11 protein-coding genes and 1 tRNA gene are annotated in these 16358 nt (G+C 65.5%); 4 read left to right on the forward strand and 8 right to left on the reverse strand.

Going from position 1 to position 16358, the window contains the following annotated elements; all coding sequences use genetic code 11:
- Positions 1-96: 96 nt before the first annotated feature.
- Positions 97-1788 carry a Na/Pi cotransporter family protein gene (locus IVB28_RS16075; protein WP_247527436.1) on the forward strand — a complete coding sequence of 564 codons (1692 nt, stop codon included), beginning with the start codon at positions 97-99 and terminating at the stop codon, positions 1786-1788.
- Between the two features lie 97 nt (positions 1789-1885).
- Here the strand turns inward: IVB28_RS16075 and IVB28_RS16080 are convergent, their stop codons facing one another.
- The 6 genes from IVB28_RS16080 to IVB28_RS16105 all read right to left on the reverse strand — a co-directional run bounded on the left by IVB28_RS16080 (position 1886) and on the right by IVB28_RS16105 (position 13058).
- Positions 1886-2224: a lipid-A-disaccharide synthase N-terminal domain-containing protein gene (locus IVB28_RS16080; RefSeq protein ID WP_018641850.1), complete on the reverse strand. Its 339-nt coding sequence runs from the start codon at positions 2222-2224 to the stop codon at positions 1886-1888.
- On the reverse strand, positions 2221-2958 hold the full coding sequence (locus IVB28_RS16085; RefSeq protein WP_247527437.1) for a glycosyltransferase family 2 protein: 738 nt from the start codon (positions 2956-2958) through the stop codon (positions 2221-2223). The genes IVB28_RS16080 and IVB28_RS16085 overlap by 4 nt, the downstream gene beginning before the upstream one ends.
- Before the next feature lie 63 nt (positions 2959-3021).
- Positions 3022-3867, reverse strand: a complete 846-nt coding sequence (locus IVB28_RS16090; RefSeq protein WP_247527438.1) for a phosphatase PAP2 family protein — start codon at positions 3865-3867, stop codon at positions 3022-3024.
- A gap of 1 nt (position 3868) precedes the next feature.
- On the reverse strand, positions 3869-5611 hold the full coding sequence (locus IVB28_RS16095) for a glycosyltransferase family 39 protein (RefSeq protein WP_247527439.1): 1743 nt from the start codon (positions 5609-5611) through the stop codon (positions 3869-3871).
- Between the two features lie 50 nt (positions 5612-5661).
- Positions 5662-7722, reverse strand: coding sequence for a penicillin-binding protein 1C (gene pbpC, locus IVB28_RS16100; protein ID WP_247527440.1), 2061 nt, complete (start codon positions 7720-7722; stop codon positions 5662-5664).
- A 131-nt stretch (positions 7723-7853) separates the two neighbouring features.
- Entirely contained in the window at positions 7854-13058 is a 5205-nt protein-coding gene (locus IVB28_RS16105; protein ID WP_247527441.1) for an alpha-2-macroglobulin, read from the reverse strand.
- A 403-nt stretch (positions 13059-13461) separates the two neighbouring features.
- Here IVB28_RS16105 and IVB28_RS16110 point away from each other — a divergent pair.
- Both IVB28_RS16110 and IVB28_RS16115 read left to right on the forward strand, forming a co-directional pair.
- A tRNA-Arg gene (locus tag IVB28_RS16110) sits at positions 13462-13538 on the forward strand.
- Between the two features lie 131 nt (positions 13539-13669).
- Entirely contained in the window at positions 13670-13912 is a 243-nt protein-coding gene (locus tag IVB28_RS16115; protein WP_247527442.1) for a hypothetical protein, read from the forward strand.
- 67 nt (positions 13913-13979) lie between these two features.
- On the opposite strand, the gene IVB28_RS16120 is transcribed toward IVB28_RS16115, so the two are convergent.
- Entirely contained in the window at positions 13980-15266 is a 1287-nt protein-coding gene (locus IVB28_RS16120; RefSeq protein ID WP_247527444.1) for a hypothetical protein, read from the reverse strand.
- 115 nt (positions 15267-15381) lie between these two features.
- Here IVB28_RS16120 and IVB28_RS16125 point away from each other — a divergent pair, with 115 nt between their 5' ends.
- Complete coding sequence (locus tag IVB28_RS16125) at positions 15382-15609, forward strand: DUF2171 domain-containing protein (protein WP_247527446.1); 228 nt, start codon at positions 15382-15384, stop codon at positions 15607-15609.
- 354 nt (positions 15610-15963) lie between these two features.
- On the opposite strand, the gene IVB28_RS16130 is transcribed toward IVB28_RS16125, so the two are convergent.
- Positions 15964-16113 carry a hypothetical protein gene (locus IVB28_RS16130; RefSeq protein WP_247527448.1) on the reverse strand — a complete coding sequence of 50 codons (150 nt, stop codon included), beginning with the start codon at positions 16111-16113 and terminating at the stop codon, positions 15964-15966.
- Positions 16114-16358: the final 245 nt, after the last annotated feature.

Below are 16358 nucleotides of genomic sequence, written 5' to 3' on the forward strand. Positions count from 1 at the left end.
GTGCCGTAAACGTTAACGGCGACGCGCCAACAAATGGTTTGAACCTCAAGCATTTGGCGCTAGCCTCACCAATCGACTCCAATCCGGACACGGAGCATGGGAACGTTGGTTCTGCTCGATCTCATGGGCGGCGTTGCGCTGTTGTTGTGGGGCCTGCACATGGTCCACAGCGGGATTCTGCGCGCCTTCGGCCCCGACCTCAGGCGCCTGCTCGGCAAGGCGCTGAGCAACCGCGTCAGCGCCTTCGCCGCCGGACTCGGGCTCACCGCGCTGCTCCAGAGCAGCACGGCGACCGCCCTGATCACCTCTTCGTTCGCAGCCGAGGGTCTCGTCAGCCTCGCCGCCGCGCTCGCCATCATGCTCGGGGCCAATGTCGGCACGACGCTGATCGTGCAGGTGCTGTCGTTCAACATCGCAGCCGTTGCGCCGGTGCTGTTCGTGCTCGGCCTCGTCGCCTTCCGCTCCGGTCTGCGTTCGCGGATCAAGGACATCGGCCGCGTCTGCATCGGCCTTGGCCTGATGCTGCTCTCGCTGCACATTCTGCTCGACACGCTGGCGCCGGCCGAGAACGCGCCCGGTGTCCGCGTCGTGATGTCCGCCATCACGGGCGATCCTGTCCTGTGCATCGTGATCGCCGCCCTCGTCACCTGGGCGGTGCATTCGAGCGTCGCCAGCGTGCTCCTCATCATGTCGCTGGCCTATTCGCAGTTCATCACGCCTGATGCGGCGCTGGCGCTGGTGCTCGGGGCCAATCTCGGCAGCGCCATCAATCCCGTGTTCGAGGGCGCCAAGCGCGACGATCCCGCGAGCTATCGCCTGCCGGTCGGCAATCTCGTCAACCGCGTGATCGGGATTGCCCTCGTCCTGCCCTTCCTGGGCGCGATCGCCGGGCACATGCACGCCTGGCAGCCCGATCTCGCCAAGATGACCGCGGCTTTCCACATCGCCTTCAATGTCGGCACGGCCGTTATCTTCATCGGCCTGCTCGACACCATATCGCGCCTGCTCACCCGCCTCTTGCCGGACCGCGTGCAGGAGGCCGACCCGGCCCGGCCGCGCTATCTCGACGAGACCGCGCTGGAGACGCCGTCACTGGCGCTCACCGACGCCGCCCGCGAAACGTTGCGCATGGGCGACCTCGTCGAGGTCATGCTGCGCAAGGTGATGGCCGCGATGATGACAGGCGACCGTGCGCTGGTCGACCAGGTCTCCAAGATGGACAATTTCGTCGACGGTCTCGACGAGGCCATCAAGCTCTACGTGACCAAGCTGATGCGGGGCAGCCTCGACGAGAGCGAAGGGCGGCGCGCGATGGAGATCATCTCCTTCGCCATCAACCTCGAACATATCGGCGACATCATCGACAAGAGCCTGAGCGAGCTCGCCACCAAGAAGATCAAGCGGCGCTTCCAGTTCTCGGCGGAAGGGGCCGACGAACTCGCCGCCTTCCACAAGCGGACGATGGACTCGCTGCGGATCGCGTTCGGCGTCTTCATGTCGGGGGATGCCAACGAGGCACGCAAGCTGCTGGTGGAGAAGACCGCGCTGCGCAACACCGAGCTCGCCGCGGTCGAACGGCATCTCGACCGCCTGCGTGAGGGCCGCCCCGAAACCATCGAAACGACGTCGCTGCATCTCGACGTGCTGCGCGACCTCAGGCGCATCCACTCGCACATCTGCTCGGTCGCCTATCCCGTGCTGGATGCGGCCGGCGAGCCCTATCGCAGGACCGAGGCGGAGACAGCCGCCCTGCCCGCCTCCGGCGCGGCCTCGGCATTGCCGCGCTAAAGCGCGATGCGATTAGGATGAATCGCCATCGCGCTTTAGGTTGTTGTTCAAGCATGATCTTTTCGGAAAACCGCTGCGCACTTTTCCGGATCGTGCTTTAGCGCTCCAGCGTCTTCGAAGCGCGGCCGCGGTTCTTCACGATCAGCATGATGTTGCGGATATAGATGATGGTCGCAAGCGATTGTCCGAGGATGATGACCGGCTCGCGCTTGACCACGCCGTAGACCAGCGTCATCAGCCCGCCGCCCATCGAGCAGAACCAGAACGCCATCGGCACCACGCTGTTGCCGGCGCGCTCGCTCGCGATCCACTGCACCAGAAACCGCGCGGTGAAGAACAACTGCGCGACGAGGCCGAATGCCAGCCAAAAATCGAACTTGGCGACGAAGACGTCGTAGAGATAGTTGCTCAGCGCCTGACCGTATTGGATGATCATGCGTTCACCTCAGTCACATCTGGTGTCGGTTTCTTGCGGCGGATCAGCCACCACACCCCGGCGAGATCCATGATGCCGATCCACAGCCGGTCGAAGAATCCGTAGTTCGACACGCCGGAATGGCGCGGCCGGTCGATCACGTCGACATAGGCGATGTCGTAGCCTTCGCGGCGGACCAGCGCCGGCAGGAAGCGATGCAGCCCGTCGAAATAGGGCATCATCAAGAAGACCTCGCGCCGGAATGCCTTCAACCCGCAGCCGGTATCCCGCGTGCCGTCCTTGAGGATGGCGTTGCGGACGCCGTTGGCCACGCGCGACTGGAATTTCTTGAAGCCGGTATCCTTGCGTCCGACGCGCTGCCCCGCAGCGAGCCCGACGCGCCCCGCTCCCTTCTCGACCGCCGAGATCAGGTCCGGCAGGAAGGCCGGATTGTTCTGGCCGTCGCCGTCGAGCGTCGCCACGATTGCCCCGCGCGCCGCGCGCACGCCGCTGCGCACGGCCGCGGATTGGCCGCCTGACCTGGCATGGCGGAGCTGGCGCAGATTGTCCCGCTGCGCCATGAGCGCCGTGAGCCGTTCGCCGCTCGCATCGGTCGAGCCGTCGTTGACGTAGATAATCTCATAGGCCCAGCGGCCGTCGAGCGCCGCACCAATCTCCGCGATCAGCGGCGCGATATTGTCGGCTTCGTTGCGCACGGGGACGACGATGGAAACCGAGGGCTGGGACGTCGACAAGATCAAGGCTCGTGGGTTGGATTGGCCTCCTGGGGAACCAGTCCCCCCGGCAGGCAGCCGCTTTTATGGGGCGGATGCCCCGCGGGCAACCCTTTTGAGGCGGCCCGAGACCGCCCCTGCAAGAGGCACGATGGTGCCGTCGGCGCGGATGGCAAAGCCCAGCCTTCGGGCCGCGAACCAGTAGCGGACCGCCATGGCGCCGACTGTGCCGACCAGGGCGCCGGCCACGACGTCGCTCGGGTGATGTGCGACCAGCACCAGCCGCGTCAACAGGATCACGATTGCGTAAGTGAACATGAACACGCGCAGGCGCGGCCACAGTGCCGATACGGCAAACGCCAGGGAGAACGCTGCCACAGCATGACCTGACGGCAAGCTCGCATAAGCCCCTGTCCCCTCGAACGGCACGAAGTTGAACGGATTGGCCTTGCCGCCGACGAACGGACGGCCGCGGCCGATGATGTATTTCAGGATCTCGGCCACGAATGCCGACACGGCAATCGACAGAAACACAAACTGCAGCCGCGTACCGAGACCAAGCAGCAGCGTGCGGCGAGGCCCGCGAAGCGATGCCGCAACGAACGCCAACACCACCAGTGCTCCCCCAAACACCGAGAGCAGGTACTCATCCTTGCCGAAATCGGTGAGGATGCGGATCGGCCATAGGCCGGGCGTGCCGCGCGCTGGCATCAGCTGGATCTCGGTCTGGTCGAACGCGACCATGAGAACAATGACCAGGGCTGCGCCCGCTGCGCTGAGCCACAGCGAATGCCGCGCCAGTTTTCGTGCGGCCTCTGCGCGGCGCGAATGTGAGGGCGTGCGAACCAGTTGCGTCAGGGCGTGCCGGAACACGGCCAGCAATTGCGCGGGATAGCCCGGACGTGGCGCGGTGCTGGTCGGGGTCGACATCCTATTCGGTGCCTTCCGACCGGAAAATCGAGATCGAGATCGCGCGGCCTTGCGAGAAATTATAGCCGTCGATGCGGCTGCCGACCTTGTAGCGAAGCCCTATAGCCTCGGCGCGCTGCACGAAGCTGCGCTCCGAACGCTGCTCGATCAGCGCAAAACGGCAGCTGCCCTGCCGCAGGAAATCCGCCGCGCCCGAGCCGTCGGTCAGCAGGGTCTGGGTGCCGGTCAGGAAGACCAGGCTCGGCTCGTGATAGCCGGCAGCGGCAGCCTTGGGCCCGACGCAGGTGACATTGCGGAGCGCGCGCGCGACCTCGATGCTCGGAAACAGGGGGGTCAATGACGGCAGCACGATGCCATACACGACCACCGCCAGCATAAGGGCTGCGACCAGCGCGTTGAGCAGCGAGCGTTCGGCGCGATTGTTGTCGTAGAGCCACCAGGCGAACAGGCCGAAGATCAGCGAGGCCGCGATGAACGGCCAGGCCACGAAGGCCGGTTGCCGCGTCAGCATCACCGCGCCGACCACCGCGACGATCGAGGCGGCGGCCGGGATCGCGAACCACCAGGCCGAACCGCGCATCAGCCAGGAGCGCGACAGCACGCGCCGCTCCACCGCACCGGCGGTGAGAATGGCGATCGCGGGATAGAGCGGCAGCACGTAATGCGGCAGCTTCGTCAACACCGCCTCGAACACGATCCAGGACGGGATCAGCCAAGCCAGCAGGAACTGCGCGCCGGGCTCACGCCGGGCTCGCCACACAGCGGGCGCCGCCATCGCCGCGAGCGGCGCGCCCGGCCAGAACGTGATCCAGAACAGCGCCAGGTAGAGTCCGGGCGGCGCGCCATGGGATTCCTGGGCGCCTAATTTGCTCAGCATGTCGCCGCCGACGGAATCGGCGAAGAAGGTTTCGCCCGCGCGCCAGAAGATCGCGACGAACCAGGGCAGCACCAGCACCAGCATCCACATCAGGCCCCAGACCGGGCGCAGCCGCCACAGCCAGGACGAGTCGCGGTCCACGATTGCCAGCGCAACGATGGTCAGCCCGGCGAACATCAGGATCAGCGGGCCCTTGATCAGGATGCCGACGGCCAGCGCGGTCCAGAAGATCGCGGGCCAGCTCCAGGGCGGATGCGTTTCGTCCTCCGCGCGCTGCCAGGACAGATAGGCCCGCGCCATCGCGCCCATCGCCGCGACCACGCAGAGCAGCAGCATAGCGTCGGTCTTGGCGAGCCGCGCCTCGACGCCGAGCAGCACCGAAGCGCACATCATCAGCGCAGCCAGCACGGCGGCACGCCGCGTGACGAAGCCGAGCGCGGCCCAATAGGTCATGAGCACCGCGCCGATCGCCCCGAGCAGCGACGGCAGCCGATACACCCAGATGCGCAATTCGGCCTTCGGCAGCTTCAGCGCCGATGCAGCTTCAACCGCGGCCGACTGCAGCCAGTAGATGCCGACCGGCTTCTTGTAGCGGACGTCCTCCTGGAAGCGGATGTCGACATAGTCGCCGCTCTCGACCATTTGCTTGGTGGCCTGGGCAAACCGCGCCTCGTCGCGATCGATCGGCGGGATGGTGAAGAAGCCCGGCAGGAACAGTAGCAGCGCGCAGAGTACGAGGAAGCCGACCGCGCGCGCGTGGCTCGCCGTGACGACATCGAGCATGCGCACGAGCCCGCTGCCCGGATTTGAAGGCGATTTCGTCTCGCGGGGCGCTCCAAAACGGGGGCTTGGGTAGGTCTCGGCCATTGGTTCCGCTTACGCTGAAACCGCCATCGCCACAACCGCTTGAGACGGACTCACTGAATTCGAATGACAACTGTGTCCGCGGCGCCAGTGGCGTCGATCACGGTGAGCCGCGCAAAGCCGGGACCGGGCGGGTCGATCAGGCGCTGGCGCCGGCCGTCGATCTCACCGAGTGCCGTGCCGTTAACCATGACGGTCATGGGCAGAACGCCGCCGGCGACCTTGACCGGCATCGCCGCGCTCTCCTGCCCTCCGGAGCGATCGACATCGATCCGCGAGCCGTTCAGCGGAAATTGAATGTGCAGCGCCTGCTCCCGGCCGGTTCGCACCAGTTCCCCCACGGGGCGGAACCGCTTCAGCGGCAACGGCAGCTTGGCGTTGCTGGCAACCAGGGTTCCTCTCGGCGGCTTCGGCAATGGGACCAGCGTCTTGCCGGTACGGGCGAAGGCATCGAACAGGATCGGCGCAGCGGCGACGCGGCCGATCAGGCCAGGGACCGGCGCGCCGTCGGGTCGGCCGACCCAGACGCCGATGGTCATCCGGCCGTCGAACCCGACCGACCAGGCATCGCGATAGCCGTAGGAGGTCCCGGTCTTGAAGGCGATGCGGTTGTGAGCGGCATTCTCCGGCGGCGGCGTTCCCAACAGCACGTTGCCGACCTGCCATGCCGCGACCTGATCCAGCAGCCGCAATGGCTCGCGGTCATCCCTATCCGCGATGACCTCGCGCAGCGGCTTGGTGGTGCCGAGGCGGGCGAAGCCCGTGTAGAGCTGCGTGAGATCCTGCAGCGTCACGCCGACGCCGCCGAGACCCATGGCGAGCCCGGGCGCTTCGTCCTTGGGCAGCACGAGATTGCCGCCGGCCTGCCGCAACCGCGACGCCAGCCGGCTGGAGCCGACACGGTCGAGCAGCACGATCGCCGGCACGTTCAGGGACAATTGCAGCGCCTTCTTCACGGGCACGGTGCCCTGGAAGGTCATGTCGAAATTTTCCGGGGCATAGGAGCCGTAGCGGACGGGACGATCGTCAATCAGGCTTTCCGGATGAATGAAGCCATCCTCGAAGGCGAGCCCGTAGATGAAGGGTTTCAGCGTCGAGCCCGGCGAGCGCACTGCGCGGGTCATGTCGACCTGCCCTGCCCGGCTTTCGTCGAAATAATCGGCGGAACCGACGCGGGCGAGCACGTCTCCGCTGTCGTTGTCGACCACGATGATGCCGACCGAGATGTTCGGCCCGAGCGCAATGGCGCGGTCGCGCGCCAGCGGCTCCAGCACCTTCTGCAAGTTTGCGTCGAGCGTGAGCTTGACGACCGGCGCATCCTTGACCGTCGACAGCGCGGTGTCGGAAGCGTGCGGCGCCAGGATCGGCATCGGCTTGCGCAACTTTGGCACCGGCACAGCCTTGGCCTGCCGTGCGTCGTCGGCGCTGACCACATGCTCCTCGACCATGCGGTCGAGCACGCGGTCGCGCGCCTTACGCGCGGTCTCGGCATGGCGGTCGAGCCGGCGCGTTTCCGGCGATTGCGGCAGCGCGACCAGCAGCGCGGCCTCCGCCAGCGACAGGCGCTTCGGCTCCTTGCCGAGGTAGCCGATCGAGGCGGCGCGGATGCCTTCGAGATTGCCGCCATATGGCGCCAGAGCGAGATAGAGATCGAGAATCTGCTCCTTGCTCATGCTGCGCTCGATTTCGATCGCGCGCACCATCTGCCGCAGCTTGGCATAGAGCGAACGCTGCCGCCGCGGCTCCATCAAGCGGGCAAGCTGCATGCTGATAGTCGAGCCGCCGGACACAATGTGGCCGCGCGTTGTGAGCTGCAAGGCGGCACGCCCCAGCGCCAGCGGATCGATGCCGTCGTGGGCGTAGAAGCGCTGGTCTTCATAGGCCAGCAGCAGCTTTAGATAGGTCGGATCGACATTGGACCTGGCATCGACCGGCAGCCTCCACCGGCCATCCGCCATCGCATAGGCGCGCAGCAGCTTGCCGTTGCGGTCGACGATCGTGGTGGAGACCCGGCGCGCTTCGTCGAGCGGCAGCGGTCCGAGCGAGTAGACCCAACTGACGAAGCCGATGATGGCGAGGATGAGGGTCAGAGCAGCGGCAGAGAGGAGACGCATGAAGCTGCGCCCGCCGTCCCCGTCATTCCGGGGCGGCTCGAAGAGCCGAATCCGGAATCTCGAGATTCCGGGTCTGATCCTTCGGACCATCCCGGAATGACGAGATACGTTGTCAGCCTCGCTCATCTCACTCACTTCGCCGCCCGTACCTCGACGTTGCCCGTGCCGGTGCGGCCATAGCGCGAGGGATTGTACATGTCCTCGACATAGGCCTGCGGCAGCACGTATTTGCCCGGCGAGACCGCGCGCACGACATAGGCGACGGTGAAGACCGACTTGGAGTCCGAGGCGCGATCGACCGCCGCGGTGAAGCGATCGTCGCGGAACTCAGTATCTTCAGGCTCCTCGCCATCCTCGATCCAGTCCAGCGTGCCGCTGTCGCCCGACGACACCAGCTTCGGGTTGTCGATCTCGAGCCCCGCGGGCAGATAGTCGGATACCATGATGTGGCCGTACTCGGGCTTGGCCTCGGTGATCTTCAGCACCACCGCGAAGCGCTGGTTCTGCTTGACCTTGCTGATGTCGGCCGGCTTGCCGTCGAGCGTGAAGTAATTGCGCTCGATCTTGAAGCTGTTGGATGCCGCCGGCTCCGGCGTCACCGGCGAGCCCGACACCGAGACCACCGCCTGCACCGGAGCATCGCCGGTGTTGGTGATCTTGAGCGGCTTGCCGTCCAGCGTCACAGCCTTGTAGCTGCGATAGAGCGCGGTCTTGACCGGCTGGCCGTCCACTTCCATGGACAGGTTCTCCTTGGCGAGCGCGCGTGCGGCCAGCACCAGCCACGCATTCTCCTGCGTAGAGGTGTAGGGCGTGAGTCCGCGCGCGGTCTCGACCCGCGACACCGCTTGCGTCAGCGTCGCCTTCGGCGCATTGCCTTCGCTGGCAAGCGACACCAAGGCTGCGGCATCGCGAAGCTGCGAGCCGTAGTCGGTGCGGCCGAACTCCAGCACCGGCTTCGGCGCGAGGCTGTCGAGCGCGGCGCTGTAGACCCGCTCGGCGCGGTTGCGGTCGCCGACGAGAGCGAGCGCCGCCGCGAGCTGCGACTTCGCGATCGGCGTTGCCAGGTTGGCAAGCTTGGTATCGGCGAGATAGCGGAGATCGCCGATGGGCGCCGCGCCATTGCGCGCGAGCACGTAGAGGCCGTAGGCAAGATCGCGCCCGCCGTCCTTCTCCGGCTCGTTGCCGTTGACGACGGAGTTGCGGATACGGTCGAGCGCGTTCTTGAACAGCACGTCCGGCACCACAAAGCCCTTCTCGCGGGCGCGGGTCAGGAAGTCCGTGACATAGGCGTCCAGCCAGGCATCGTCGCCGCCCGCCGACCACAGACCGAACGAACCGTTCGAGCCCTGACGTGCGAGCAGCCGCTCGATCGCGTCGCGGATGCGCTGGTCGACCTCGGTGTCCATGGCCAGATGCGCGCCGGCCGCAAGGTCATTGACATAGAGCAGCGGCAAGGCGCGGCTCGTGATCTGTTCCGAGCAGCCATAGGGATAGCGATCGAGCGCCTTGAGGATCGTCGCGGCGTCGAGCGCGGTCGACAGACTCGCCGAGACCGAGACGCTGCCGGTGCCCGGCACGAGGTCGGAGAACATGTCGGAAGTCAGCGTCAGGCTCTCGCCTTTCGCCAGCGTCCGGATCGACCGCCGTGCCAGCACCTGCGTCGCCGCCTTGACATCGAGCACATAGTGGCGCGCCAGCGCCAGGCCGTTCGGGCCCTTGATGTCGACGTCGAGTGTCGCCGGCCCCGCCGCGGTCGCATCGATCGCAAGCGCGAAGGAGTTGCGCTGCTTGGCGGCGAGCTTGACCGTGGTCGCGGGATTGCCCGTCATCTTTACCGGACCGCCGGTCTTCACGTTGATGACGTAGTCGCCAGCCTGGCCCTCGACATTGTCGATCTCGAGGTTGACCGTGCCATGGTCGCCATTGAGCAGGAAACGCGGCAGGGTCGTGGTCAGCACCACGGGGTCGCGGATCACGACATCGGTGTTGGCGCGGCCGAGCTTGGTCGCCGTCCACGCCACCGCCATCACGCGCGCGGTGCCCGCGAACTCCGGAATATCGAAGCTCACTTCCGCGGTGCCATCAGCGGCCACCGTGACGATGCCCGAATACAGCGCCAGCGGCTTTTGCGCGGGCGGGGAGCCCTGGAGCTCGCCAGCACCGGCGTCACCGCCGGACTTGATCTGGCCGCGCGTGCCGGACATGCCGTCGATCAGCTGCCCATAGAGGTCGCGGATCTCGGCACTCAGGCGGCGCTGGCCGAGATAATAATCGTCCGGAGCCGGCGGCTTGTAATTGGTGAGGTTGAGGATGCCGACGTCGACCGCGGCGATCACGATCTTGGCGTCCTCGCCCGGATTGAGCCCGTCGAGCTTGACCGGGATCTTCAGCGCCGCGTTCGGGCGGATCAGCGCCGGCGGCGACAGCTTCACCTGCAACGTGCGGGCCTGCTTGTCGATGCCGAACCATTTCAGCCCGATCGCCCGGCCCGGCATGCGCTGGGCAGCGGCATCGAGCGGACGGCGCAGCGTCGCCACCACATAGGCGCCGGTGCCCCAATCCTTGCCGATCGGGAGCTTCACCTGGGCGGTGCCTTCCTTGACGTCGATGGTCTGCGTCGTCAGCAGGCGATCGCCGAGCACGTTGACGGTCAGCTTGCCGGCGCTGCGGACATTGACCGACACCGTCATGGTGTCGCCGGAGGAATATTGCGGCTTGTCGATCGAGGTCTCCAGGAGGTCCGGCGTGTCGGCGCTGCCGTCGGAATACCAGCCGACGTCGAACTGCACCGAGGTCACCGGGCCGTCGGCCTCGTTCGACTTCACATCGAGCCGGTAGCGGCCAGGCTGGGCGGCCAGCGAAAGCCGCGCCGGCTTGTCGGCTGCAACAGTCACGTCACCATCGGCAACGCGCGAGGTCGACTTGACCGGCTCGTACTCCCAGTAATTGTTCTGGCGATACCATTGATAGCGTGACTCCATCTTCAGGAGCTCGTAACGCAGGCCGTCGCGGCGCAGCCTCTCACCCTCGGGCGAGACGAACACGATTTCGAACTCGGCCTTGTCGCCCTCCGCGACGTTCTTGTCGCCGAACAGCGGCTTGACGCCGATCTGCGCCGCGGTGGGCGCGACCGGCAGCACGATCTTGCGCTCGACGGCGCGGCCGCCGGTCTCGACCATCCGGACGAAGATCTGTGCCTCCTGCGGACGGGTCGAGGCCGGCTGCTTGTCCAGCGTCACCGGGAAGGTCGCAACGCCATTGGCGTCGGCCTCGGGCAGGTTCTCCAGCGGCGAGCGCTCGTTCGAGGTGGTCTCCTCGTCGGCGACGCCGAACTGGTAGCCGGCAAAGCCCGGCCGTTCGCTGGCGGGCGCGACCAGCATGTCGCCTTCGAGCGCGAGGCCCGCGGCCGGCGCGCCATAGAGGAAATGGCCGTCCGCCTTCAGCTCCACTGGAGCGTTAGCCTTGATCAGCTTGTCCTTGGCGGACAAGTCGAATTCGATCCTGTCGGGGACGTAGTCCTCGACCATGAAGGTGGTCTCGCCGACCGAGGAGCCCTTCGGGTCGGTGAAGGCGCGCACCCGCCAGGTCCCGGTCGGCACGGCTGAATTCAACGGCACGGACAGCGTACGGCCGCCAGCGCCCTGATCGGACAGCACGGCGCGGCGGAATTCGACGCCGTCGGGGCGCTCAATCACCAGCGTCAGCGGCCCGCCGGCGACGGCATTGCCCTGCCCGTCGCGCAACAGCGCTGTGAGATAGACGGTCTCGCTGGAACGGTAGACGCCGCGCTCGGCATAAACGAACGCGTCGGCGCCGGCAGGCACCGCGCGCCCCGAAACGCCGCGGTCGGACAGGTCGAAGGCGGAGGATTTCAGGCTGAGGAAGGCATAGTCGGCCTTCTCGCCGGTCACGGTGAGCATCGCCGGCGACAGGCCGCCCTCGCCGCGCGCAAGTCCGGCCTCGAACAGCACGTGACCGGACTCGTCTGTCTTGCGGGTGGCCAGGATCTCGTTGTTGCGGGCAACCAGCCGCACCTCGGCCTTGCCGATCGGATCGGTCGAGGCCAGCGAGTTGACGAACACGTGGATGCCGTCATTGCCGGAATAGGCCGACACGCCGAGATCGGAGATGATGAACCATTGCGTTGCGAGCTGGTACTCGTCGTCCGAGCCCGGCCCCTTCGCGGCCGCCGTCATCACGTAGACGCCCGGCTGGAGCTCGCCGAGGGCCTGATCGACCGGGAATGCCGTGGTGACGTCCTGGTTCAGCGTCATCGCAGTCGCGAGCTCGCCGGTCCAGACCTTGACGCCGCGCTCGTCGCCGAGATCATTGAGCTGATATTTCGACAGCGTCTTCTGGAAGTCGCTGTCGACCACCGTGTTGATCAGGTTGCGGTCACCGATGCGGAACACGCTGATATTCACCGCGGGCGTGTTGACGCTGACCACGGGAATGCCACGCTGGCCGGTCCTGGGGAGCACATAGGCCCGGCTGGTGAAGCGCACGAAGGGTTTACGGTCGCGCACATAGACGTTGAACTCGGCCGATTTCGGCAGGCCTTCCTTCACGGTGGACGGCAGGCCGGCGCGCAGATTGATGTTGTAGCGCTCGCCGTGCTTCAGCCCGTCGACGCAGAGCTGCTTGCCTTCGGCCGACAGCGCCGGCTTGTCCTGGCCAGCCAGCGCCAGGAACGGCGCGAAGTCGGTGCGTTTTGCCAGCTCCTCCGAGAACTGGAAGCAGGCGCGCGGGCTCGCTGAATCCGAGTCCACGGTGTAGTCGAGCAGCCGGAAGCCGTGCTCATCCCGCATTTTCTCGTACTGGCCGCGGACGTCGGCGACCTCGCGCATATCGAGCGACAGCCGCAGCGCATCCAGCGCCGGCCGCCACAATTTCCGCTCCGCCAGCGACTTGCCGAGCACGGCAAGCGCATCCGCCTCCTCGCCCGGGTTGCCGGCCCGCTGATAGGCGATGTAGGCGGCGGTCGAGGCGCGCTCCAGCAGGAAGGTCTGCTCGCTCGAGCTTTTCGGCAGGATCTGGAAGATGACCTTGGCGAGCCGCAGCCAGTTGCCGGTATCCTCCGGCGTGGTCGCCGCGATCTGGCCGAGCACCGACAGTCCCGTGCGGTAATCATTGCGCCGGAAAGCGGCGTCGGCATCCGTCTTCAACGTCGCGTTGGTCTTGGCGACCGGCCCCGCCTCGCTCTTGATCTGCGCCTCCAGCTTGATCGCGGAATCGGCGAGATCGTCGCGCTTGAAGGCTTTGTCGGCGGCTTGCGCGGCGCTAAGGCCGAGCGCCAGCGCGGCGCAGAGTGTGACGGCGCGAACAAGACCGATCATGATGGACTCCCGGAAATTGCGGACAGCCGCCCGCAGGCAGCATGAAATGCTCGGAAAGGTGACGGACTCAAGGCGATGGAACCAAAGCTGCAAATCGTCGCATTCGCCATGATAAGGCAAGCCCAGAGGAGACCGATCAAGATACTGTCGCGCACGCCGCCCTGATGGCGCAGCAGTACCAGATCCGTCGACCGGCGGCCGTATCCCGGAAGCTGGCCAGCGTTACCGGCGATGTGATCCATCGTCCAGTCCGCTGCCGCTCAACCCGGCACCCTGACACGCCACCGTTCCGCTTTGTCGCGGCATTGAGGAAAACGGTTCGGTTCAGGCTTGGCGAAACACCCAATTTTTCATAATGGCATGCTAGATGAACCCAGCTCCCCAAGCCGGGGCGGCTCAAGACGGTCCCGTAGCTCAACTGGATAGAGCATCAGATTTCTACTCTGAGGGTTGCAGGTTCGAATCCTGCCGGGATCGCCAGCCTCATTTACCAATCAACCTTACCAGTCAACCGCCCTTCACGAACGCGTGGGTCCCCTCGCCGCGGGCTTTGAACCGCGCAGATCGGGCCTATCTATGCGCCGGACGTATTGCGCTTGATAAGGATTTTAATGCCGCCTTCCGAATGGACGAGAATGGCTATCGCATCTGCGGTGGCGATCGTCGCGATGTCGTACCTGGCAATCGACGCAGGCCTGGTGAATACCAGTGTGATCAAAAAGCCGATCGAGGTGGCGCAGGCATCCATTATTGGCGGCGCGATGGGCCAGCATCACCTCGCCTTTGCCGTTCAGGAATGGACCCGTCGCGGCCACGAGAAGCCGCAGCTGGAGCATTGCCTGGCGATCGATTGATCGAGGCCGCCCCTCCTGGGCTGTCGGCCTCCTGGGCTATTGGCCTTCGGGGCCATCGGCGAAACATTCATCCTTCACGGCCTGCCCATTGATGTGCCGCCCACCAGCGCGCAACCGCGGCGGTGAGATCGCCCCACAGCTCTGTCGGCAAATCCGGGACCGTTACCCGGACGCTGTACTGATCCGTGATCGCGTCGTGAAACCACTCCGTCGCGGCGAAGTCGAAGCCGAAACTGCCGGCGTGGCGGATCGGGAAGCCTTCTGCGCGCAGTTCGTTGCTCATGTCGTCGGCAGCCTGCCGCGCGCTGGCTTCGTCGAGGGGTCGCTTGCCCCGGAGGGTGGCGTAGAGACCGTGGGTGAAATGGAGTTCGGCCGATCGTGCCGGGAGCTTCGCAGCGAAATATCGAGCCATCCTACGGCTGTTGTGCAAGATCGCCGCGACGCGTCGCTTGGTGAGGGCCTGGTAGGCCGCGCTACCCACAAAGGGCGGGAAATGCGCCGGCAACGCCGCACCGCCAAGCAGTCGCACCGCGTTGCGGGTCTCGGATGCCAGGCGCGTCCATTCAGGACGTCCTGCCCCCTGCCGGGTCTCATTCCCGTGCACGAATACGGCCGAGCCGAGCCGGCCATATTCCGCCCCGAGCGAATCGAGCTTGTTGTGGCTTCGCACCAGCACCAGCGGAATTCCGTATCGGCGGGCCCACTTCAGAACACGCCTGATCCGACCCGAACGGCCGGCGAAGCATGTCGTGTCGAAAACCAGGAGATCGAGACCCGAGCCGTCACTTCTAAGCGCGGCTTCGAAAGCGCCGGCGAGAGAGCAGGAATCCAACAAGAGAATTCGTGGCGAATTTCCCGAAGCAAACGCAACGCGCAGCGGCAGACTCAAAGTCACGTGCCGCAAATGAGCAACAAAGCCCCGGATCAGCTCCAGCGTCTCGCCGTAGGAGCCTGGAAGCACCAGGATATCAGCCTTCTCGACGATGTGCGCGGAGGCCAGCAGTACGGCGGCGATCGCGGCCATGCCTGAGGCGGTATAGATCGCCGTGCTCGCGCAGCCGCGGTCGAACTCGTAGAATGAAGGACCGCGCACCGTCAGATCGGCCCGCTGGTAGTCGTAACTGAATTCGAAAGGCCCGCTGACGCGATCGGCCGTGTGCGACCACGCTGTCTCCGTCGCCTTCCAGTCGTGCAGCTCCTGCTCCGCCCTCAACGCCGCGGTGATCTGGAATTTGGACCTGACGATATCGTCGACGGAACGCGGACGCGGCAAATCGAGCCGATGTCTCAGGCAGCCGTTCAACAGCCTGAGCTCCTCATGCTTCCGTTCCAGATAGGCCTGAATGGTCTCCATGCGCGTCTTGTCGATCCGATCGACCGTTCAACGTGCGGAAAGCGCCTTGGGTCCACCCCGGTCTGCTGCAACGAACATCGGTCTTGGCGGTTGAGACCTAAGCAAGGAGAACAACATGGCTGACATCAGAGAGCACATGAAAATCATCGGCAAGGACGGCGCACATGTCGGCACCGTCGACCGCGTCGAGGGCAACCGGATCAAGCTGACACGCAAGGACGGCCCGGAAGGTCACAAGGACCATCATCACTACATCGACACGAAATATGTCGGTGCCGTCGAAGGCGATATCGTCAAGCTTTCAGTGAATGCCGACGCCGTTCCGAAGACGGAAGCTGCCTAAGACCTTAGGCCCCTTCGGGGGCTTTTTGTTTGTTCACGATCCGACTCCGCTTCGTTCGCAAGGCACGAATCGCGATCGTAAAATGAGGTGCGGAGCGTTCGTTAACGACGGGTTGCGTCTAGATCGATCATGCGCTCACAAGCACGCGCCGCCCGGCACAATAAAATGCGAAAGCAGCGTGGAACGAGATCACGGTCGGCGCGTTGGTTGCTCGAAATCGAGTGGTGCCGACCTCCCAGCCCCGGTCGGCTTTGAAGGGCCCCGTGCTTGTCCCCCGAGCACGGGGCCTTCTCATGCTGATCAACGGGCCGACCGACCTCGGCCTGACATTGCCAAATTTCCCCGAGAATGCCCTCAGTCCGCCCGCTCGTCGCGCCGCTCGCGGGCGAGCTCGTGCCAGGCGAGCGCCAGCTGGATCAAGCGCTGCCGATCGGCACCTTCCGATGCCGCCGCCCGCTTCATCGCCGCCTCGGCTTCATGCTGTGGGTCGTACTTGGGACACATGAAGCCGACTCTATCCGGCCATCTGGACAAGCGCGTGGCAATTTCGTCCGTATGATTGCGGGGTGACGTCGCCGCCTCCCGGACGGGTGAGCACCCGGGCACCTTGCCTCACCGCATGCATGCGCTGATTGCGAAGCCATCAGGCTGAGCTTCATTCGGACGATCTGTGAATGGCGTCACAGTCTTGGCCCGACATCTCGGCTAAACCATGTCTCGACGCTTTCAGAAGCGCACGAGGACATCGA

It is taken from the genome of Bradyrhizobium sp. 199, assembly GCF_023073355.1.
Lineage (GTDB): Bacteria > Pseudomonadota > Alphaproteobacteria > Rhizobiales > Xanthobacteraceae > Bradyrhizobium.